Origin of the sequence: Micromonospora sp. NPDC050187 (assembly GCF_044459745.1) — a bacterium.
Taxonomy (GTDB): domain Bacteria; phylum Actinomycetota; class Actinomycetes; order Mycobacteriales; family Micromonosporaceae; genus Micromonospora.
In genome coordinates this window covers 92582-109030 of record NZ_JBITJH010000011.1, presented here as the reverse complement: position 1 = coordinate 109030, position 16449 = coordinate 92582, and the positions used below count along the sequence as shown (strand labels likewise).

General features: G+C 71.4%; 14 protein-coding genes. 7 read left to right on the top strand and 7 right to left on the bottom strand.

Annotated elements, in window-relative coordinates:
- Nucleotides 1-77: 77 nt before the first annotated feature.
- A complete protein-coding gene (locus ACIBJE_RS18690) occupies nucleotides 78-1409 on the top strand; it encodes a DUF4407 domain-containing protein (protein WP_396749877.1) in 1332 nt (443 codons plus the stop codon).
- 79 nt (nucleotides 1410-1488) lie between these two features.
- Here the strand turns inward: ACIBJE_RS18690 and ACIBJE_RS18685 are convergent, their stop codons facing one another.
- The 4 genes from ACIBJE_RS18685 to ACIBJE_RS18670 form a co-directional block, all read right to left on the bottom strand.
- Nucleotides 1489-2994 (bottom strand): flotillin family protein, encoded by a 1506-nt coding sequence (locus tag ACIBJE_RS18685; protein ID WP_396749875.1) that lies wholly within the window; start codon nucleotides 2992-2994, stop codon nucleotides 1489-1491.
- Nucleotides 2995-3022: 28 nt separating this feature from the next.
- Nucleotides 3023-3544, bottom strand: coding sequence for a hypothetical protein (locus tag ACIBJE_RS18680; protein ID WP_396749873.1), 522 nt, complete (start codon nucleotides 3542-3544; stop codon nucleotides 3023-3025).
- Between the two features lie 87 nt (nucleotides 3545-3631).
- Entirely contained in the window at nucleotides 3632-4744 is a 1113-nt protein-coding gene (locus ACIBJE_RS18675; RefSeq protein ID WP_396749871.1) for a TolB family protein, read from the bottom strand.
- Nucleotides 4741-5262 carry a SigE family RNA polymerase sigma factor gene (locus tag ACIBJE_RS18670; protein WP_396749870.1) on the bottom strand — a complete coding sequence of 174 codons (522 nt, stop codon included), beginning with the start codon at nucleotides 5260-5262 and terminating at the stop codon, nucleotides 4741-4743. The genes ACIBJE_RS18675 and ACIBJE_RS18670 overlap by 4 nt, the downstream gene beginning before the upstream one ends.
- 74 nt (nucleotides 5263-5336) lie before the next feature.
- Between ACIBJE_RS18670 and ACIBJE_RS18665 the strand changes: the two genes are divergently transcribed.
- The 3 genes from ACIBJE_RS18665 (at nucleotide 5337) to ACIBJE_RS18655 (ending at nucleotide 9078) form a co-directional block, all read left to right on the top strand.
- On the top strand, nucleotides 5337-5813 hold the full coding sequence (locus tag ACIBJE_RS18665; protein ID WP_396749868.1) for a methylated-DNA--[protein]-cysteine S-methyltransferase: 477 nt from the start codon (nucleotides 5337-5339) through the stop codon (nucleotides 5811-5813).
- A 116-nt stretch (nucleotides 5814-5929) separates the two neighbouring features.
- Nucleotides 5930-8326, top strand: a complete 2397-nt coding sequence (locus ACIBJE_RS18660) for a PEP/pyruvate-binding domain-containing protein (RefSeq protein ID WP_396749866.1) — start codon at nucleotides 5930-5932, stop codon at nucleotides 8324-8326.
- A 170-nt stretch (nucleotides 8327-8496) separates the two neighbouring features.
- Nucleotides 8497-9078 carry a TetR/AcrR family transcriptional regulator gene (locus ACIBJE_RS18655; protein ID WP_396749864.1) on the top strand — a complete coding sequence of 194 codons (582 nt, stop codon included), beginning with the start codon at nucleotides 8497-8499 and terminating at the stop codon, nucleotides 9076-9078.
- Between the two features lie 120 nt (nucleotides 9079-9198).
- On the opposite strand, the gene ACIBJE_RS18650 is transcribed toward ACIBJE_RS18655, so the two are convergent.
- Nucleotides 9199-10278, bottom strand: a complete 1080-nt coding sequence (locus ACIBJE_RS18650) for an inositol-3-phosphate synthase (RefSeq protein ID WP_285791500.1) — start codon at nucleotides 10276-10278, stop codon at nucleotides 9199-9201.
- A 23-nt stretch (nucleotides 10279-10301) separates the two neighbouring features.
- Nucleotides 10302-10940 carry a PadR family transcriptional regulator gene (locus ACIBJE_RS18645; RefSeq protein ID WP_396749861.1) on the bottom strand — a complete coding sequence of 213 codons (639 nt, stop codon included), beginning with the start codon at nucleotides 10938-10940 and terminating at the stop codon, nucleotides 10302-10304.
- Between the two features lie 176 nt (nucleotides 10941-11116).
- Between ACIBJE_RS18645 and ACIBJE_RS18640 the strand changes: the two genes are divergently transcribed.
- Complete coding sequence (locus ACIBJE_RS18640; RefSeq protein ID WP_088981394.1) at nucleotides 11117-11563, top strand: DUF5318 domain-containing protein; 447 nt, start codon at nucleotides 11117-11119, stop codon at nucleotides 11561-11563.
- 471 nt (nucleotides 11564-12034) lie between these two features.
- Here the strand turns inward: ACIBJE_RS18640 and ACIBJE_RS18635 are convergent, their stop codons facing one another.
- Entirely contained in the window at nucleotides 12035-12472 is a 438-nt protein-coding gene (locus tag ACIBJE_RS18635; RefSeq protein WP_396749859.1) for a hypothetical protein, read from the bottom strand.
- On the opposite strand from ACIBJE_RS18635, the gene ACIBJE_RS18630 reads away from it, so the two are divergent.
- Together ACIBJE_RS18630 and ACIBJE_RS18625 are read left to right on the top strand one after the other, a co-directional pair.
- Complete coding sequence (locus ACIBJE_RS18630; protein ID WP_396749857.1) at nucleotides 12465-14741, top strand: transglycosylase domain-containing protein; 2277 nt, start codon at nucleotides 12465-12467, stop codon at nucleotides 14739-14741. The two genes, ACIBJE_RS18635 and ACIBJE_RS18630, sit on opposite strands and share 8 nt — an antisense overlap.
- 121 nt (nucleotides 14742-14862) lie before the next feature.
- Nucleotides 14863-16374: a glycosyltransferase family 87 protein gene (locus tag ACIBJE_RS18625; protein WP_396749855.1), complete on the top strand. Its 1512-nt coding sequence runs from the start codon at nucleotides 14863-14865 to the stop codon at nucleotides 16372-16374.
- Nucleotides 16375-16449 lie beyond the last annotated feature (75 nt).

Genomic DNA, 16449 nt, shown 5'->3' with positions numbered 1-16449 from the left:
CGGACCAGCGGGACGAGCGGACCCGCGCCACTCGCGGCGGGACCGGACCGTCGCGTCCGCTCCGGGCGCTGGCGGGCGTGGACGAGAAACTGCTCGGCAGGGTGTGGCACGAGCGGGCCCGACACAGTTCCATGGGCGGTTTGATCATCGGTACCGCGTCGATCGCCGCGTTCTCCATGTGGATCGCCGTGAACCAGGTCTTCGGGCGGACGTCCGCGTGGCACCTGATTCCCGCGCTGCTCTGGTTCCTTTTCATCCTCAACTTCGACAGGCAGCTGGTGACCAGCATGGCGGGAGGCGTCCGCCGGGTCGGTCAACTGCTGGTGCGAGCCACCATGGCGGTGATGTTCGGCTTCGTCGTTGCGGAGCCGCTGGTCATGTTGATCTTCGAGACCGCGATCGAGGAACACGTCAAGGAGGAGCGGAGCGTCCAACTCGACACGTTGCGTACCCGCCTGCTGGCCTGCAACGGGGAGAAGACGGCCACCGCCGAGGACACCTCGGTCACGGCCGACTGCCGGCAGTACCTGCTCTCGTTCGAGACCACCCCGGCGTCGATCCGTCGGGAGCTGACCGGTACGCGTACCGAGGTGGCCACTCTCCAGAAGGTCGTCGACCAGGACAGCGCCCAGCTCGCCAGGTTGCGTGCCGCCGCCAACAAGGAGTGCGTGGGTGGCGGCTCCCGGCGTGAAGGCTTCACCGGGCGGCCGGGTGACGGCCCGCGCTGCGACGAACGCACCAGGGAAGCCGACACCTTCGCCGCGACGCACCCCATCGAGGAGAACAACCGGAGGCTCACCGAGTTGCGCGGGCGGGTCAACGACCTCGACAGACAACTCGGGACCGCGGTCGCGAGCTTTGAGCAGGACCGGAACAGGAAGATCGACGAGCGGGTGGAGGAGGAGCGCAGCCACCAGGGGCCGATCGGGTTCCTTGAGCGGTTGGACGCCCTGCACGATCTGTCCGGCAGCAGCGCGGCGCTCTTCGTGAGCACCTGGGCGATCCGGTTCTTCTTCATCGCAGTCGACTGCCTGCCCATGGTGGCCAAGTTCTTCGGTGGTGACAGCGGGTACGACCGGCTGTACCGGGTGAAGAGCGAGAGCTCCCAACGGATCTTCGTCGACGAGGTGACCACCGAGGAACGCCGGATCGTCGACCGGTACTCCGCCGAGCGGGACGGCATCGACAACCAGGCACGGATGCGACGTGCGGAGCACGAGCTGGCCCTCCAGGAACATCAGGTGGCGCTGCGTGCCCGGCTGAACGTGGCGGTGAACGACCTGACCGCCAAGCTGTTGCAGGATCCCGACCACAGGTACGACGCCCCGAGCCCGGCGGCTGCGCGGTCGGGGGCCGGGATGAACGGGCGGGACAGCCTGGAGGGTCTCAACGGGCATTCGGTGCTCTGACCGACACCGTTCTGGCGGCCCTTTGGGGAAGTGGAACGTACCCCTGCCCAGTTCCTGGACAGGGGTACGTTCGTGTTGGTCAGGCGTTCACGGCCGGAGGGGCCGCCGGTGCGTCGTTGTCGGTCCGGCCCGCGCCGAGGCGGGCGAGCAGGCCGGCCAGGTCGATGCCGGTCAGGTCGGTGCCGAGCTGGAGCCCCTGGGCGACGTTGCCGGCCACCGACTTCGTCAGCGACGACGCACCGTCGGTGGAGATGACGGTCATCTTGTCGATCGCACCGATCGGGGCGCTGGCCGCCTCGACCACCTGCGGCAGCACCCGGACCAGCAGGTCCAGGACGGCGGCCTCGCCGTACGCGGCGAACGCCTCGGCCTTGCGGGCCATCGCCTCGGCCTCGGCCTGTCCCTTGGCCAGGATGGCCTCGGCCTCGGCGCGGCCCTCCCGCTCGACCGCCTCGGCGATCGCCGAACGCCGACGCTGCTCGGCCTCACCCTCCTTGGCGCCCTCGATCGCGTTCGCCTCGGCCAGCGCGGCCCGGCGGGCCCGCTCGCCCTCACCGGTCAGCCTGGCCTGCTCGGCGGCGGCCTGGGCGGCGGCGATGGTGGCCTGCCGCTGCGCGTCGGCGTTGAGCACCGCCGCGTTGCGCGCCGCCTCTGCCTCCTGTTCGACCTTGTACCGGGCCGCGTCGGCCGGCTTGCGGACCTCGGTGTCGAGCTGGCGCTGCTTCAGTTCGGCGTTGCGCTCGGCCACCTTCTGCTGCTCGGTGAGGATCGCCTGGTCCCGCTCGGCCTGGGCGAGCGGACCGGCCGCCGCCGACTTGGCCTTCGCCGCGTCGATCTCGGCCTGGATGCCGGCCTGCTTCAACGCCAGGTTCCGGTTCGCCTCGGCGATGACCTCCTCGGCGAGCAACCGCTCCTGCTCGGCCTGCTGCCGGGCCCGCGCCTCGGCGATGGACGCGTCCTTGAGCACCCGCGCCGCCTCCGGTCGGCCCAGGTCCTGGAGGTACGACCCCTCGGCGAGGATGTCCTGGAGCTGGAAGGTGTCCAGCACCAGACCCTGGTTGGTCATCGAGTGCTCGGCCTCCTCGGCGACCGCGCTGGCGAAGGCCGCCCGGTCCCGGATGACCTCCTCGACGGTGAGCCGGCCGACGATCGAGCGCAGCGCGCCGGCCAGCACCTCTCGGGTGAAGTCCTCGATCTCGTCCTGCTGGTGCAGGAACCGCTGGGCGGCGGCCCGGATCGCGTCCTCGGTGCCGCCCACCTTGACGATGGCGACGCCGTGCAGGTCGGTGCGGATGCCCTGCTTGCTCACCGCGCCCTTGATGCCGACGTCGATCCGCCGGCTGGACAGGTCGAGGGACTGGAGCTTCTGCACCACGGGCAGGACGAAGACCGACGCGCCGAGGACGACCTTCTGCCCGGAGTTGTCGGTCAACCGGCCGCCGTCGGCGGTCTGGGTGGTCCGGCCCTTTCGGCCGGTGACGATGAACGCCTCGTTCGGCCCGGCCACCTTGATCCGGGACAGCACGAACATGACCAGGATGAGGAGGAGCAGTACCGCTCCGCCGATGGCGATGAGGAGGGGCATGTAGGGGTCCGTCTTTCTGCGGGAAGGTTCAGTACGGCTCGACGTGCACGCTGGTCTCGCTGAGGCTCTCCACGACGAAGACCTGGGTGCCGACCGGGAGCGGCCGGTCGGCCCGGGCGTTGAGCTTCACCGGCTGCCCGGCGAGGCGTACCCGGACCTCGCCGTACCCGGTGGTGGGGATCGGGGTGACGACCAGGCCGAGCGCGCCGACCAGGTGGGCGCGGGTGGGGGTCGGGTCGGTGTGCATGGTCCGGGCGGCGCGGCCGAGCCGGGCCGCGAACCATGCGGCGGGCACGGCCGCGAGGACGCCCACGCCGGCCGCCCCGGCGACCATGGCGGGGCTGTCACCTCCGATCAGCTCGTTGGCGATGGCCCCGCCGAAACCGAGGGCACCGGTGAAACCGGCCACGACCTCCAGGGAGACCGGCCCGTCGAGATTGGGGTGAACGGCGTGCAGCAGTTCCCCGCCGAGCAGGGCGAACGCCAGCACCACGACGCTCACCGCGCCGATGACGAGGAAGACGAGCGTTCCGGTGGCCACGACCTGCACGCTAGTTACCCGAGGCAACCTCACGGAACCACCGGTTGGACGACGGCTGAACGCCGCGCGGGTTCCCGTCGAGAAGCTGCGGGACGGTCAGCCCGGGGCGATCGAAAGGTCGAGACCGTCCAGGTCGCGGGGCAACGGTTGCCATTCCCGTTCCTCGCCGTCGAGGTCGGTGAGGATCATGTGGTCCCCGTGTCGGTGGAGCAACCGGTCGTCGTCGACCCAGACGGCCTCCTCGTCCGGGGCGGAACCCCGGACCTTCCCGGTGGCGACCTCGACGACCAGTGGGCCGGTCTGTCCCTTCACCACGACCAGGCGTCCGTCCGGCGACCAGGACCACGGGCCGGTCGGATCGCCGGGAACCGGGACGAACCGGGTGGCCCGGCCGTCGTCGGCGGAGAAGAACTGGACTCCGCGCCGGGCGTGCGGCATCGACTCCGTACGCGGCTTGCCGGAGTCGGTCTGCGGCAGCACCACCTCCCGGCCGTCCGGGCTCCAGGTGAAGGTGCAGTGGTCGGTGCAGAAGTACCGGACGCGCTTGTCCACCTCGAAGGTCCGGAACCGGCCGTCGGTGTCGAGCACACCGAAGGAATCCCTGCCGGACTCCTTGTCGTGCAGGGTCACCACGACCCGGCTGCCGTCCGGAGACCAGGAACCCTTCCCCATGCTCGCCCGTCCGGTCCGGATCCACCGGACGTCCCCGGTCACCAGGTCGAGCAGGCCGGTGTCCTCTGGCCGGGCGGTGCCGAACACCACCGCGAGGGTGCCGCGCGGGGCCGCGAACATCGCGTACCCGTTGTTCCTCAGGTAGCGGCCCTGGCTGCGGTCCAGCACGTACCCGGTGCCGCCGCTCTCGGCGTACCCGTTCGCTCCGGTGACGATCCAGCCGCCGGGCAGCCGCAGCGGAGTGGCCGTCCACTCCTCACCGGGGCGTGGGTGCACCCAGATTCCCCGGGCGGCGGCAGCCGCCGTCGGCACGGGGTCGGTGTCCACCGGCCGGCCCGAGGCGGGGCGGAACAGCAGGAACGGCGCGGCCACCGCCAGCACCGCCAGCGCCGTGCCGCCGGCCGTGGCGATCCGCCGACGTCGTCGCAGCCGGCGACCCCGGGCCAGCGCCGCCACCGCCAGCCCCGGTGCGCGCTCCGCAGCTCCGGCCAGTTCGCGTACGACCGTCCGCAGCGTCTCCTCCTGTGACCGGGTCACCGGTTCACCTCCTCACGGGTTGCCAGCTCGTCGAAGGCCGGGACGAGGTGGCGGAGCTTCGCCAACGCCCGCGACGCCTGGCTGGCCACCGTGCCCACCCGGCACCCGAGCACCTCGGCGGTCCGTTCCACGCTCAGGTCCTCCAGGTAGCGCAGGGTCAGCACGGCCCGCTGCCGGGGCGGCAGGGTCAGCAGCGCGTCCCGCAGCAGCAGCCGCAGATCGGTGTCGTGGTCGTCGTCCCGGGTGACCGGTCGCTCGGGCGGATTGGCGACCGGCACCTCGGCCCGCCGGCTGCGACGTCGCCAACCCGAGACCTGGTCGTGGTAGAGGATCCGCCGGACGTACGGCTCCGCGTCGCCCCGGATCCGGGGCCAGCGGGCGTACGCCTTGGCCAGCGCGTTCTGTAACAGGTCCTCCGCGCCGTGTTGGTTACCGGCGAGGGCGTACGCGACGCGCAGCAGCGCGTCACCGCGTTCGTTGACGAACGCGGTGAACTCCCGGTCGGTCACCTCTGTCACCGCCCACCTCCGTCATACAGACGCACGGGGGTGCCGGAAGTTTGCCTGTCGTCCCGAGCGGGACAATCGGGGTCATGCGCTGGACCGTGCTCGACACCCCGATCGGGGAACTCTCCGTGGCCGTGGACGACACGGCGGTCTGCGGCGTGCACTTCGGGCGGGTGGAGTCGGCCGGCCCGGCCCGCGACGAGCTGTCCCGGCGGACCGTGGCGGAGTTGGACGCGTACTTCGCGGGTGAGCTGGTCGAGTTCACCGTGCCGGTGCTCGCGCGTCGGGGCTCGGAGTTCGAGCGGGCGGTCTGGCGGGAGATGACCCGCATCCCGTACGGGGAGACGGTCACCTACGGCGAGGTGGCGAAGGCGGTCGGCGACCCGGGTGCGGCGCGGGCGGTCGGGGTGGCCTGCAACCGGAACCCGATCCCGGTGATCGTGCCCTGTCACCGGATCGTCGGCGCGGGCGGGAAGCTGGTCGGCTTCGGTGGCGGCCTGCCCCGCAAGGTGCACCTGCTGGAGCTGGAGGCCCGGGTGGCGCTCCAACGCGCCTGGTCCTGACCCTCGCCGCTCGGACGGCCCGAGGTGCAGGCCCCACGGTCTTTACATTGCAGTCGTCTTGCCAAGCGGCTACGGTTGTCGCGATGCAGTCGTATTGCAAAGGCCGGAGGCCGCACATGCAGGTGATCGCGTTGTCCGAGGCGACCGCCGACCTCGTCGACCTCGTGGGCGGCAAGGCGGTCGGCCTGGGCGAGTTGATCCGGCGGGGCGAACGGGTGCCGGACGGGTTCTGTGTCACCACCGAGGCACACCGTCTCGGTGTCGTCCCGGAAGCGGAGATCGTCGCCGCGTACGAGCGGCTCGGTGCGGGGCCGGTGGCGGTACGGTCCAGCGCGACCGCCGAAGACCTGCCGGAGGCGAGCTTCGCCGGGCAGCACGACACCGTCCTCGACGTCACGGACACCGCCGAGCTGATCGCCGCGATCGCCCGGTGCTGGGGCTCGCTGCACGGCGACCGTGCGGTCGCCTACCGCGACGCCCGCGACATCGACGGCGGGGCGGGGATGGCCGTCATCGTGCAACGGATGGTCACCGCCGACGTGTCGGGGGTGTTGTTCACCGCCAACCCGGTGACCGGCTGCCGCACCGAGATGGTGGTCGACGCCGCCCCCGGCCCCGGCACGGCCGTCGTGGACGGCACCGGCGCGGTGGACCACTACGTGCTCGACGGGTCGGACCAGCAGCGAGCGGGGTGCCTGACGGCGGCGCGGCTCGCGGAGCTGCGGGCGACGGGTGAGCGGCTCCAGAGTCACTTCGGCTGCCCCCAGGACGTGGAGTGGGTGGTCGACCGGCAGGGCACCCTGTGGCTGGTGCAGTCCCGGCCGATCACCACGCTGTTCCCCCTGCCCCCGGACACCGGCAAGCCCCTGCCCCGGGTCTACCTCGAGTTCGGCCACGTGCAGGGGATGCGGCAGCCGGTCACCCCGATGGGGATGTCCACGCTGAGATCGCTGGTGGCGGCGATGCTCGCGCCGCTCGGTGTCCGGGCCGACATCGTCGACATCGGCGGACGCCTCTACGGCGACCTGACGGACATGACCCGCAGCAGATCCGGTCGCAGGCAACTGGTCAAACTGCTGGCGGTGGACTTCGGTCCTCGGGCCCAGGCGGTCATGCGGCACGTGTTGACCGATCCACGCTTCGCCCCACGCGCAGCCGAGACGCACCGCGTACGCGGAGGGAAAGGCGCGTCGCTGCGGACGGCCGGGCGGGCGGTGACCGGGATCGTCCGGGCGCTGGCCCGACCCGACGCGGCGCGGATCCGGCTGTTCGACGCCGTCGAGCGGCTCCGGCTCGGCTCGGTCGCGCCCGACGACCTGACGACCGCCGCCGAGCGTCTGCGCTTCCTGCGGGCGCAGGAGACGGACGAGAGCCCGGACGACCTCGTCTGGCCGATCGCGGCCGGCATGCTCGCCGCCGCGCTACCCGCCGAACTCCTCAAGGGCGTCGCCGACCCCGGCGAGATCCACACGGTGCTGGGCGGGATGCCGCACAACGTCACCATCGAGATGAACCTGGCGCTGTGGCGGCTCGCTGAAGACGTCGGTGAACACCGCCGACTGTTGCTCGACACTCCACCCGACGAGTTGGCCGGGCGCTACCTGCGGGGGACGCTCCCGGACATCGGGCTGGCGGCGTTCCTGGACGCCTACGGTCATCGTGGTGCGGCCGAGGTCGACCTCGGCGTGCCGCGCTGGGACGAGGATCCCGCACCGGTCCTCGCCATGATCGCCAACTACCTGCGGGTCACCGACCCGGAGCAGGCGCCCGACCGGCGTTTCGACCGCGCCGCCGCGACCGCCGAGGACACCCTGCGGGAACTCGTCGCACGGGCCCGTCGCCGCCGGCCGGTACGCGGCCGGATCGCCGGCTTCCTGCTCCGTCGGGCGCGGTCGCTGGCCGGCCTGCGGGAGGCGGGCAAGTTCGCCGGCCTGTACCAGCTGCGGGAGATGCGACGTCAACTGCTGCTCGTCGGCGCCGACCTGACCGGCGCCGGACTGCTGGACCAGCCCGACGACATCATGTACCTGACCCTCGACGAGGTGCACGGCGCGGTGCACCGCGAGGACGACCACCGGGACACGGTCGCCGCCCGCCGGGCAGTGCACCGCAGGGAGATGTCCCGCAGGCACGTACCGGTGGCGCTGTTGTCCGACGGCACCGACGTCGAGGCCGTCCTGCCGGCGCCTCCGGCGGAGGGCGCGCTCACCGGCGTGGGCGCGGCGGCGGGCCGGGCGACGGGGCCGGCCCGGGTCGTCCACGACCCCGGAACCGCGCACGTCGAACCCGGCGAGATCCTGGTCACCGCGACCACGGACCCGGGCTGGACCCCGCTCTTCCTCACCGCCGGCGCACTGGTCACCGAGACCGGCGCGGTCATGGCGCACGGCCCCACCGTGGCCCGTGAATACGGCATTCCCGCCGTCATCTGCGTGCCCGAGGCCACCCGGAGGATCTCCACCGGGCAGATCGTCACGGTGGACGGCGCGGCCGGAACCGTCACCGTCGAGTGACGGGAACACCGGGGGCACGGAGGCCGCGGGCTCGGCCCCGCACCCCGACCACCCGCGTCGGTGGCGGGGGCCGACTGCGGCCGATGCGCGCCCGGCAGTGCGACCGCACTGTCGTGCGCGGCGCACTGCCGGGCGCGCTGGTGCGACCGCACTGTGGAACCATCGGTGGCGTGCCGAGGAAGGTCGACCACCAGGAGCGACGATCGCTCATCGCGGACGCGTTGATGCGGGTCGCCGCAGATCGTGGCCTGGAGGCGGTCAGCCTGCGCCACGTGGCGGCCGAGGCCGGTGTCTCGGCGGGGATGGTGCAGCACTACTTCCGTACCAAGGACGAGATGATGGCGTTCGCCCTGGACGTCGTCCGCGAGCGTAACCAGGTCCGGGTCACCGACGCGGTCGCCCGGCTCGGCGACGATCCGCCCCCACGGCTGCTGCTGCGGACGATGATCGCGGCGCTGCTGCCCCTCGACGACCAGACGCGCGACGACGGGCGGGTCGCCCTGGCGTTCCTCGCCTACACCGCGGTACGACCGACGGTCGCTGCCAGCCTGCACGAGGACACCGCGCGGATGGTCGGCTTCCTGGCCGGTGTCCTGCCCGGCCCGAACGCCGAGGAGGCCGCCGCCGGCCTGTTGGCGCTGATGGAGGGGCTGGGCATCTACCTGCTGGGCGGGCACTACACCCGCGAGCAGGCCATGGACGTGTTGGACGCCCACCTCGACCTGCTCTTCGACCCGGCGCGGCGGGCCTGAGACGCCACGCCGGTCCCGCCCGGCTCCGGCCGCGCTCGCGCTGACGGCGGCCGGTGACGACAGACCCGAGGGCCGGGTCCGTGTGGACCCGGCCCTCGACGGTGTGCGGCGGTCAGCGCGTCAGCGCTCGACCTCACCGGCGATGAACGCCTCGACGGCGGCGTGCGCGTCGTGGTCGGCGTACTGCACCGGCGGGGACTTCATGAAGTACGACGAGGCCGACAGGATCGGGCCACCGATCTTCCGGTCCAGCGCGATCTTCGCGGCCCGGACGGCGTCGATGATGACACCGGCCGAGTTCGGCGAGTCCCACACCTCGAGCTTCAGCTCCGCGTTCAGCGGGGTGTCACCGAAGGAGCGACCCTCCAGGCGGATGTACGCCCACTTGCGGTCGTCGAGCCACGGCACGTGGTCGGACGGGCCGATGTGCACGTCGCTCTTGGCCATCTCGTGCGGCACCTGGGAGGTGACCGACTGGGTCTTCGAGATCTTCTTCGAGACCAGCCGGTTGCGCTCCAGCATGTTCATGAAGTCCATGTTGCCGCCGAAGTTGAGCTGGTACGTGCGCAGCAGCTCGACACCGCGGTCCTCGAACAGCTTCGCCAGCGCCCGGTGCACGATGGTCGCGCCGACCTGGCTCTTGATGTCGTCACCGACGATCGGCAGGCCCGCGTCCTCGAACTTCTTGGCCCACTCGGGGTCGGAGGCGATGAAGACCGGCAGGGCGTTCACGAACGCGCAGCCCGCGTCGATCGCCGCCTGGGCGTAGAACTTGTCGGCCTGCTCGGAGCCGACCGGCAGGTAGGAGACGACGACGTCGACCTGCGCGTCGCGCAGCGCCTGCGCCACGTCGACCGGCGTGGCGTCGGACTCCTCGACGATCTCGCGGTAGTACTGGCCCAGGCCGTCGAAGGTCGGGCCACGCTGCACGGTGATGCCGGTCGGCGGCACGTCGCACAGCTTGATGGTGTTGTTCTCGCTGGCCACGATCGCCTCGGCGAGGTCCATGCCCACCTTCTTGGCGTCCACGTCGAACGCCGCGACGAACTGCACGTCAGAGACGTGGTAGTCGCCGAAGGTGACGTGCATGAGACCCGGGACGCGATCGTTCGGGTCGGCGTTCCGGTAGTACTCCACGCCCTGTACGAGGGACGAGGCGCAGTTACCCACACCGACGATGGCGACGCGGACGGAGCCCATAGCGTCTGCCTCCTTCTTCTTCATCACGGCCGCTCATTCCTGGACTCTCCAGGCGGAGGCGGGCTGGTGTCTTCTCGTGGACCGGCGGCCGTCCCACTGCCGGGGGCGGTCGGGGCCCGGCCGGAGCGCTCGTTGGCGATGAGCTCCTCCAGCCAGCGGACCTCGCGCTCACAGGCGTCCAGGCCGTGGCGCTGAAGTTCCAGGGTGTACGCGTCGAGGCGCTCGGCCGCCCGGCCCAGCACGTCGCGCAGACCCTCGCGGCGCTCCTCGATCTTGCGTCGCCGACCTTCCAGGATCCGCAGGCGGGTGGCCTGGTCGGTGCGGGCGAAGAACGCGAAGTGCACGCCGAAGCCGGTGTCGTCGTAGGTCTCCGGACCGGCCTGGGCGATCAGCTGGGCGAAGCGTTCCTTGCCCTCTGCGGTGATCTTGTAGACCACCCGACCGCGTCGGCTGGTCAGCGCGGGAACCTCCTCGGCGGTCGCCGGTGTCTCGTCGGCCTCGGTGATCCACCCCGCCGCCTGGAGCCGGCGCAGCGTGGGATAGAGCGAGCCATAGCTGATCGCTGCCCGGATCGCGCCCAGCTTGGCGCTGAGCTCCTTGCGGAGCTCGTAGCCGTGCATCGGGGACTCCTGAAGCAGGCCGAGGATGGCGAACTCGAGCACGGGCCATCCTCTCTATCCCCGTGGCCGCGGACCAGGCGGTCGACGCGATGTATCGGACCGATACATCGCAACTTAGCGGCTCACCCGCATCCGGGCAAACCCCGGTAGCGGATTCGTGTCGCTACCGAACGTGAGCGTTGTCGCTCCGTCCGGCCGGAGCGCGTACCCTTTGCCGCATGCGTACGCAGCGCCAGGTGGTCGACTACTCGCTCCAGAAGCGGGCGGTGCTGCGTGAGGTCCTCTCCGGCCGGGTCGGCACGTACGACGTCTGTGACGCGTCGCCGTACCTGAAGAACGCGGCCCGGTTCCACGGCGAACCGACCGACCAACGGTGTCCGATCTGCCGACGGGAGAACCTCACCCACGTCCACTACATTTACGGGGACGAACTGAAGCAGTCCGCCGGCCAGGCGCGCACCCCGGCCGAGCTCCCCGTCCTGGCGATGACTCTGCGTGAGTTCCAGGTCTTCGTGGTGGAGGTGTGCCTCGGCTGTGACTGGAACCATCTCGTCGAGCAGTTCCTGCTCGGTCGGGACGGTCTGGTCGCGGGCGTGGACGACGGACAGGAACAGGACGCGGTCGGCGCTCCGGCCGCGCGACGGAGGCGAGAGGCGCAACGGTGAACTCCGCGCCTCGGCGGCCGCCGACAACGACGACGAGCGGGGCGATCGGCAGCCAACCGGCCGGATCGCTCCGGTCGGCGCACAGATACCGCGGCTCCCGTCCCGAGGTGCTCGGGCGGCGAGACCGCGTGGCACAGCTCACGGCAAACCGGTGGTGGCGTGTTCGCGTCCCACCGCGACCGGCAGGGTGTGAAGAATGAACTCGTACGGCGATCCCAGTTCCCCGCATGGGCGGGCCCGGATTCCGGGCCCGAACGGTGACCCCGGGCCGGGGGCGGACGACGCGTACCGCCGTCCCGGCGCGGAGGACCGGGGAACCGGATGGTCTTCCGGGCACGACGGCGCGACACCCAACGGCCGGGCCACCCCGACACCTCGGGCGGCCGGGCGGAGTGGACGCGCCCCGGTGTCCGGTTCCGCGTCGGTGTCCGGCTCGGCCTCCGTGGCCCGTGGGGGGGCTTCCGTGCCGCGTCACGGCATGGCCCCGCCGATCAGCCCACCCCCGTCCGGCTCGGCCTCGGTCGGCCGGGCCGGTTCCGGGCGGGCGTCGGTGCCGGTTCCCCCGGCGGCCGGCGGCGCCCCGGCGGGTCGGGCCTCGGTGGGGAACGGCTCCAGCGGCCGGGCCTCGGTCGGCTCGGCGCGTCCGGTCAGCCCCGCCTCGGCCGGTCGCGCCTCGGTGGGCGGCCCCAGCGGTCGCGCCTCGGTCGGCTCCGCCGCCGTGGGCGGCGCGGCGGCCGGCGGGATGGCGGGCCGGGCGACCGTCGCCCGGGCCAGCGTCACCCCGCCCGGCGGCCCCGGCCCGGACACGGACGGCCCGGCCGGTCCCACCGGTCCCGGCCGCCGCAGTCGTACCCGCAACCAGGACCCGGACGCCCGGCGGCGGGCGAAGCGGCGCAAACGGGTGAACATCCTGATCGCCAGCTTCGCGGTGCTGGTCATGCTGGTCGGTGGCGGCGTGGTCGGTTTCACCTACTACTCGACCAAGGTGCCGGTCCCGGACCAGCTGCCGATGCCGCTGGCGACCACCATCTACGCCTACGACATGAAGACCGTGGTGGCGCGGCTCGGCAACGAGAACCGCGAGTTCGTCACCATCAAGGACATTCCGGAGCACGTCCAGCACGCGGTCGCCGCCGCCGAGGACCGCAACTTCTACGAGCACTCCGGTGTCGACTACAAGGGCATCGCCCGGGCCGCCTGGAACAACTTCAGCGGCGGTGACAAGCAGGGTGCCTCGACCATCACCCAGCAGTACGCCCGTAACGCCTACGAGAGCCTGAAGGACGACACGTACGCCCGGAAGGTGAAGGAGGCGATCCTCGCCTCCAAGCTCAACGAGAAGTACGACAAGCCGACGATCATGCAGCACTACCTGAACACGATCTACTTCGGTCGGAACGCGTACGGCATCGAGGCGGCGGCGAAGGCGTACTTCAACAAGTCGGCGAAGAATCTGAACCCGGCCGAGGGGGCGGTGCTCGCCTCGGTGATCAAGCAGCCGGAGCCGAGCGCCACCCACAAGGGCTACGACCCGGCGATCAACCTCCAGGCCGCCCAGGAGCGGTGGAACTACGTCATCGACGGCATGGTGGAGAAGGGGTGGCTGAAGCCGGCCGAGAAGCCGGCCGCCTACCCCAAGATCCCCAAGGTCAAGCCGATCGACTTCAGCGTGAAGACGCCCAAGGGCAACGTGGTCAACTACGTCCGCCAGGAACTGGCACAGTGGGGGCTCTGCACCGACACGGAGGAGCCGGTAAGCGAGAAGCCGACCTGCGCCAGCCTGCTGCGCTCCGATGGCCTGCGGATCAGGACCACGATCGACGCCAAGAAGCAGAACGCCATGGAAGCGGTCATCCGGCAGAATGCCAAGGGTTCGGAACTCGCCGACCAGCCCAAGAACCTGATGGCCGCGGCGGTCTCGATCGACCCGAAGACCGGTCGGGTGCTCGCCTACTACGGCGGTGACGACGGGACCGGGTTCGACTACGCGGGCAAGAACATGATCGGCGGGCAGTTGACCGGCGGGCACCCCCCGGGCTCGTCGTTCAAGGTCTACACCCTGGCCGCCGCACTGGACGCCGGCATCTCGGTCAAGTCGCACTGGGACGCCAAGCCGTTCAAGCCGGAGGGCTTCGCCAACGAGGTGCAGAACGCGGGTCGGGACGTCAGCGCCAACGGACGCTGCAACCGGTGGTGCACGCTGCAGGAGTCGACCGTCGAGTCGTACAACGTGCCGTTCTACCACGTCAGCAGCGAGATCGGCCCGGACAAGATCATCGACATCGCGCGTCGGGCCGGCATCACCACGATGTGGACCACCTCCGACAACCCGCCGAAGCCGATCGACCTGACCAAGGAGAAGCCGGAGAAGGTCGCCCCGGATCCCTTCTACCACGTGGTCGGCTACGGCCAGTACCCGGTGACCGTGCTCGACCACGCCAACGGTCTCGCCACCCTCGCCAACGAGGGCAGGTACAACAAGGCCCACTTCGTGTTCTCGGTCGAGAAGCAGAACGAGGAGACCGGTAAGTGGGAGAAGCTCCCCGGCACCGGTGAGAAGCTGAGCAAGACCGGTGGCCAGCAGCTCATCAAGCGCGAGGTCGCCCGCGAGGTCAGCGCGGTGCTCAAGGAGATCCCGGGCAAGAACAACCGGGGGCTCGACGACGGTCGTTCGGCGGCCGGCAAGACCGGTACCTGGGAGTACGACCGCAGGGACAACGCGCACGCCTGGATGGTCGGCTACACGCCGGACCTCGCCACCGCCGTCTGGGTCGGCAGCAGGGACTCCAAGAAACCGCAGATCCGCGACAAGAACGGCCAGGACATCGGCGGTAGCGGACTTCCCGGCGCGATCTGGGAGCGGTACATGAACGCCGCGCTCAAGGGCGCCGACGCCAGGTCCCTGCCGGACGTCACCGGCATCGGCGACCAGAGCAAGGGCAACGGCGTCGAGCCGCCGCCCCCGCCGCCGCCGACCACCCCGACGCCCGGCCAGAACCCGCCCTGCCTCGACCCGCTGAACATCCTCTGCCGGGACGGTGGGGGCGGTACCCCCGGTGGGCCGGGCGGACCGGGCGGGCCGGGCACCCCGCCCAACCCGGGCACTCCACCCGGTCCGGGCGGCGGTGGCGGCGGTGACCAGGTGTCGCCACCACCCCGGGACCGTAACGACGACTGAGACAGCACACCGCTCACGGCGGCCGGACCTCGTCCGGCCGCCGTGAGCGCTTTCCGCCCGTCGGGACAACGTCCCCGACGGGCGGGACGCGGAGCCCCCGGGTACGGCAGGATGCCTGGTTATGAGCACGCAGCCGACCGCTGGCATCGACGACGCTGAGCGCAGCGACCATCCGTCCCGGTCCGACGGGTTCGTCCGGGGCACATCCCAGCTCATCGGCGGCCCCCTCGGTGACCACGCGGCCGCCCTGGACCGGCCCGCCGGCTCGGAGCGTCGCTTCTGGACAGCGGTACGCATCGTGCTCGCCCTGACCTGCCTCACCCTGGCCCTGCACTGGGTGCAGAAGTCGCCCTGCCAGGACGGCGCCTGGCAGAACAACGTCCAGTACACCCGGTTCTGCTACACCGACGTGCTCGCCCTCTACTACGCCGAGGGCCTCAACGAGGGCAAGGTTCCCTACCGGGACCACCCGGTCGAGTACCCGGTGCTGACCGGGTACTTCATGGGGGTGCTCGGCCTGCCGGTGCACGCCCTCGGGGTGGACGATCCCGGCATCAACCAGGGCATGTGGTTCTACAACCTGAACGTGCTGGTGCTCGGCGCGCTGGCGGTCGTCACGGTCGCCGTCATCCTCGCCCTGCGCCGCCGACGACCGTGGGACGCCGCCCTCTTCGCCCTCGCCCCGGCACTGCTGCTCACCGCCACCGTCAACTGGGACCTGCTCGCCATCGGCCTCGGCGCGCTGGGCCTGCTGGCCTGGGCCCGGAGCCGGCCGGTGCTGGCCGGGGTGCTGCTCGGCCTGGCCGGCGCGGCCAAGATGTGGCCGCTGTTCGTCCTCGGCCCGATCCTGGTGCTCGCCCTTCGCGCCGGCAGGGTGCGCGCCGCGCTGACCGCCCTCGGTACGGCGGCTCTCACCGTGGTCGCGGTGAACCTGCCGGCGGCCGTGCCGTACCGGGAGAACTGGGACCGCTTCTTCGAGCTGAACAGCACCCGACCGATCGACTGGGGCACGCTCTGGTACATCGGCCGGTACCTCGACGGAAAGATCAACCCGGGCAGCCCGACCGAACAGGGACCGTTCGAGTGGTTGAACGCCAACATCGCGACGCTCAACTACCTCTCGTACGCCCTCTTCGGGCTGGCCTGCCTCGGGGTGGCCGCGCTGGCGCTGCTGGCCCCGCGTCGTCCCCGCCTGGCCCAGCTCGCCTTCCTCGTGGTCGCCGCCTTCCTTATCTTCAGCAAGGTCTGGTCCCAGCAGTTCGTGCTCTGGCTGCTGCCCCTGGTGGTGCTGGCCCGACCGCGCTGGGGGGCTTTCCTGGCCTGGCAGATTGCCGAGGTCGGCTACTTCGCCGCGTTCTACGGCGAGCTGCTCGGCTCGGCGACCAGCCGCCCGGTCTTCCCGGAGGGTGTGTTCGTGCTGGCCTCGACGCTCCGCCTGGCCACGGTGGTGCTGCTCTGCGTGCTGATCGTGCGGGACGTCCTGCACCCCGAACGCGACCCGGTCCGCGCCACCTACCCCGACGACCCGGACGGCGGCCTGCTCGACGGAGCACCGGACGCACCCTGGTACACCCGCTGGCGGCAGCGGTCAGCAGCACCGGAGCCGGAACCGGTCGGCGCGACCGCGACCTGACCCCCCGGAGCGGTGGCCCACCGCGAGCCGTCGGAGGCGGTGGCCCACCGCGAGCCGACCGGCGGGCGGCCCGCC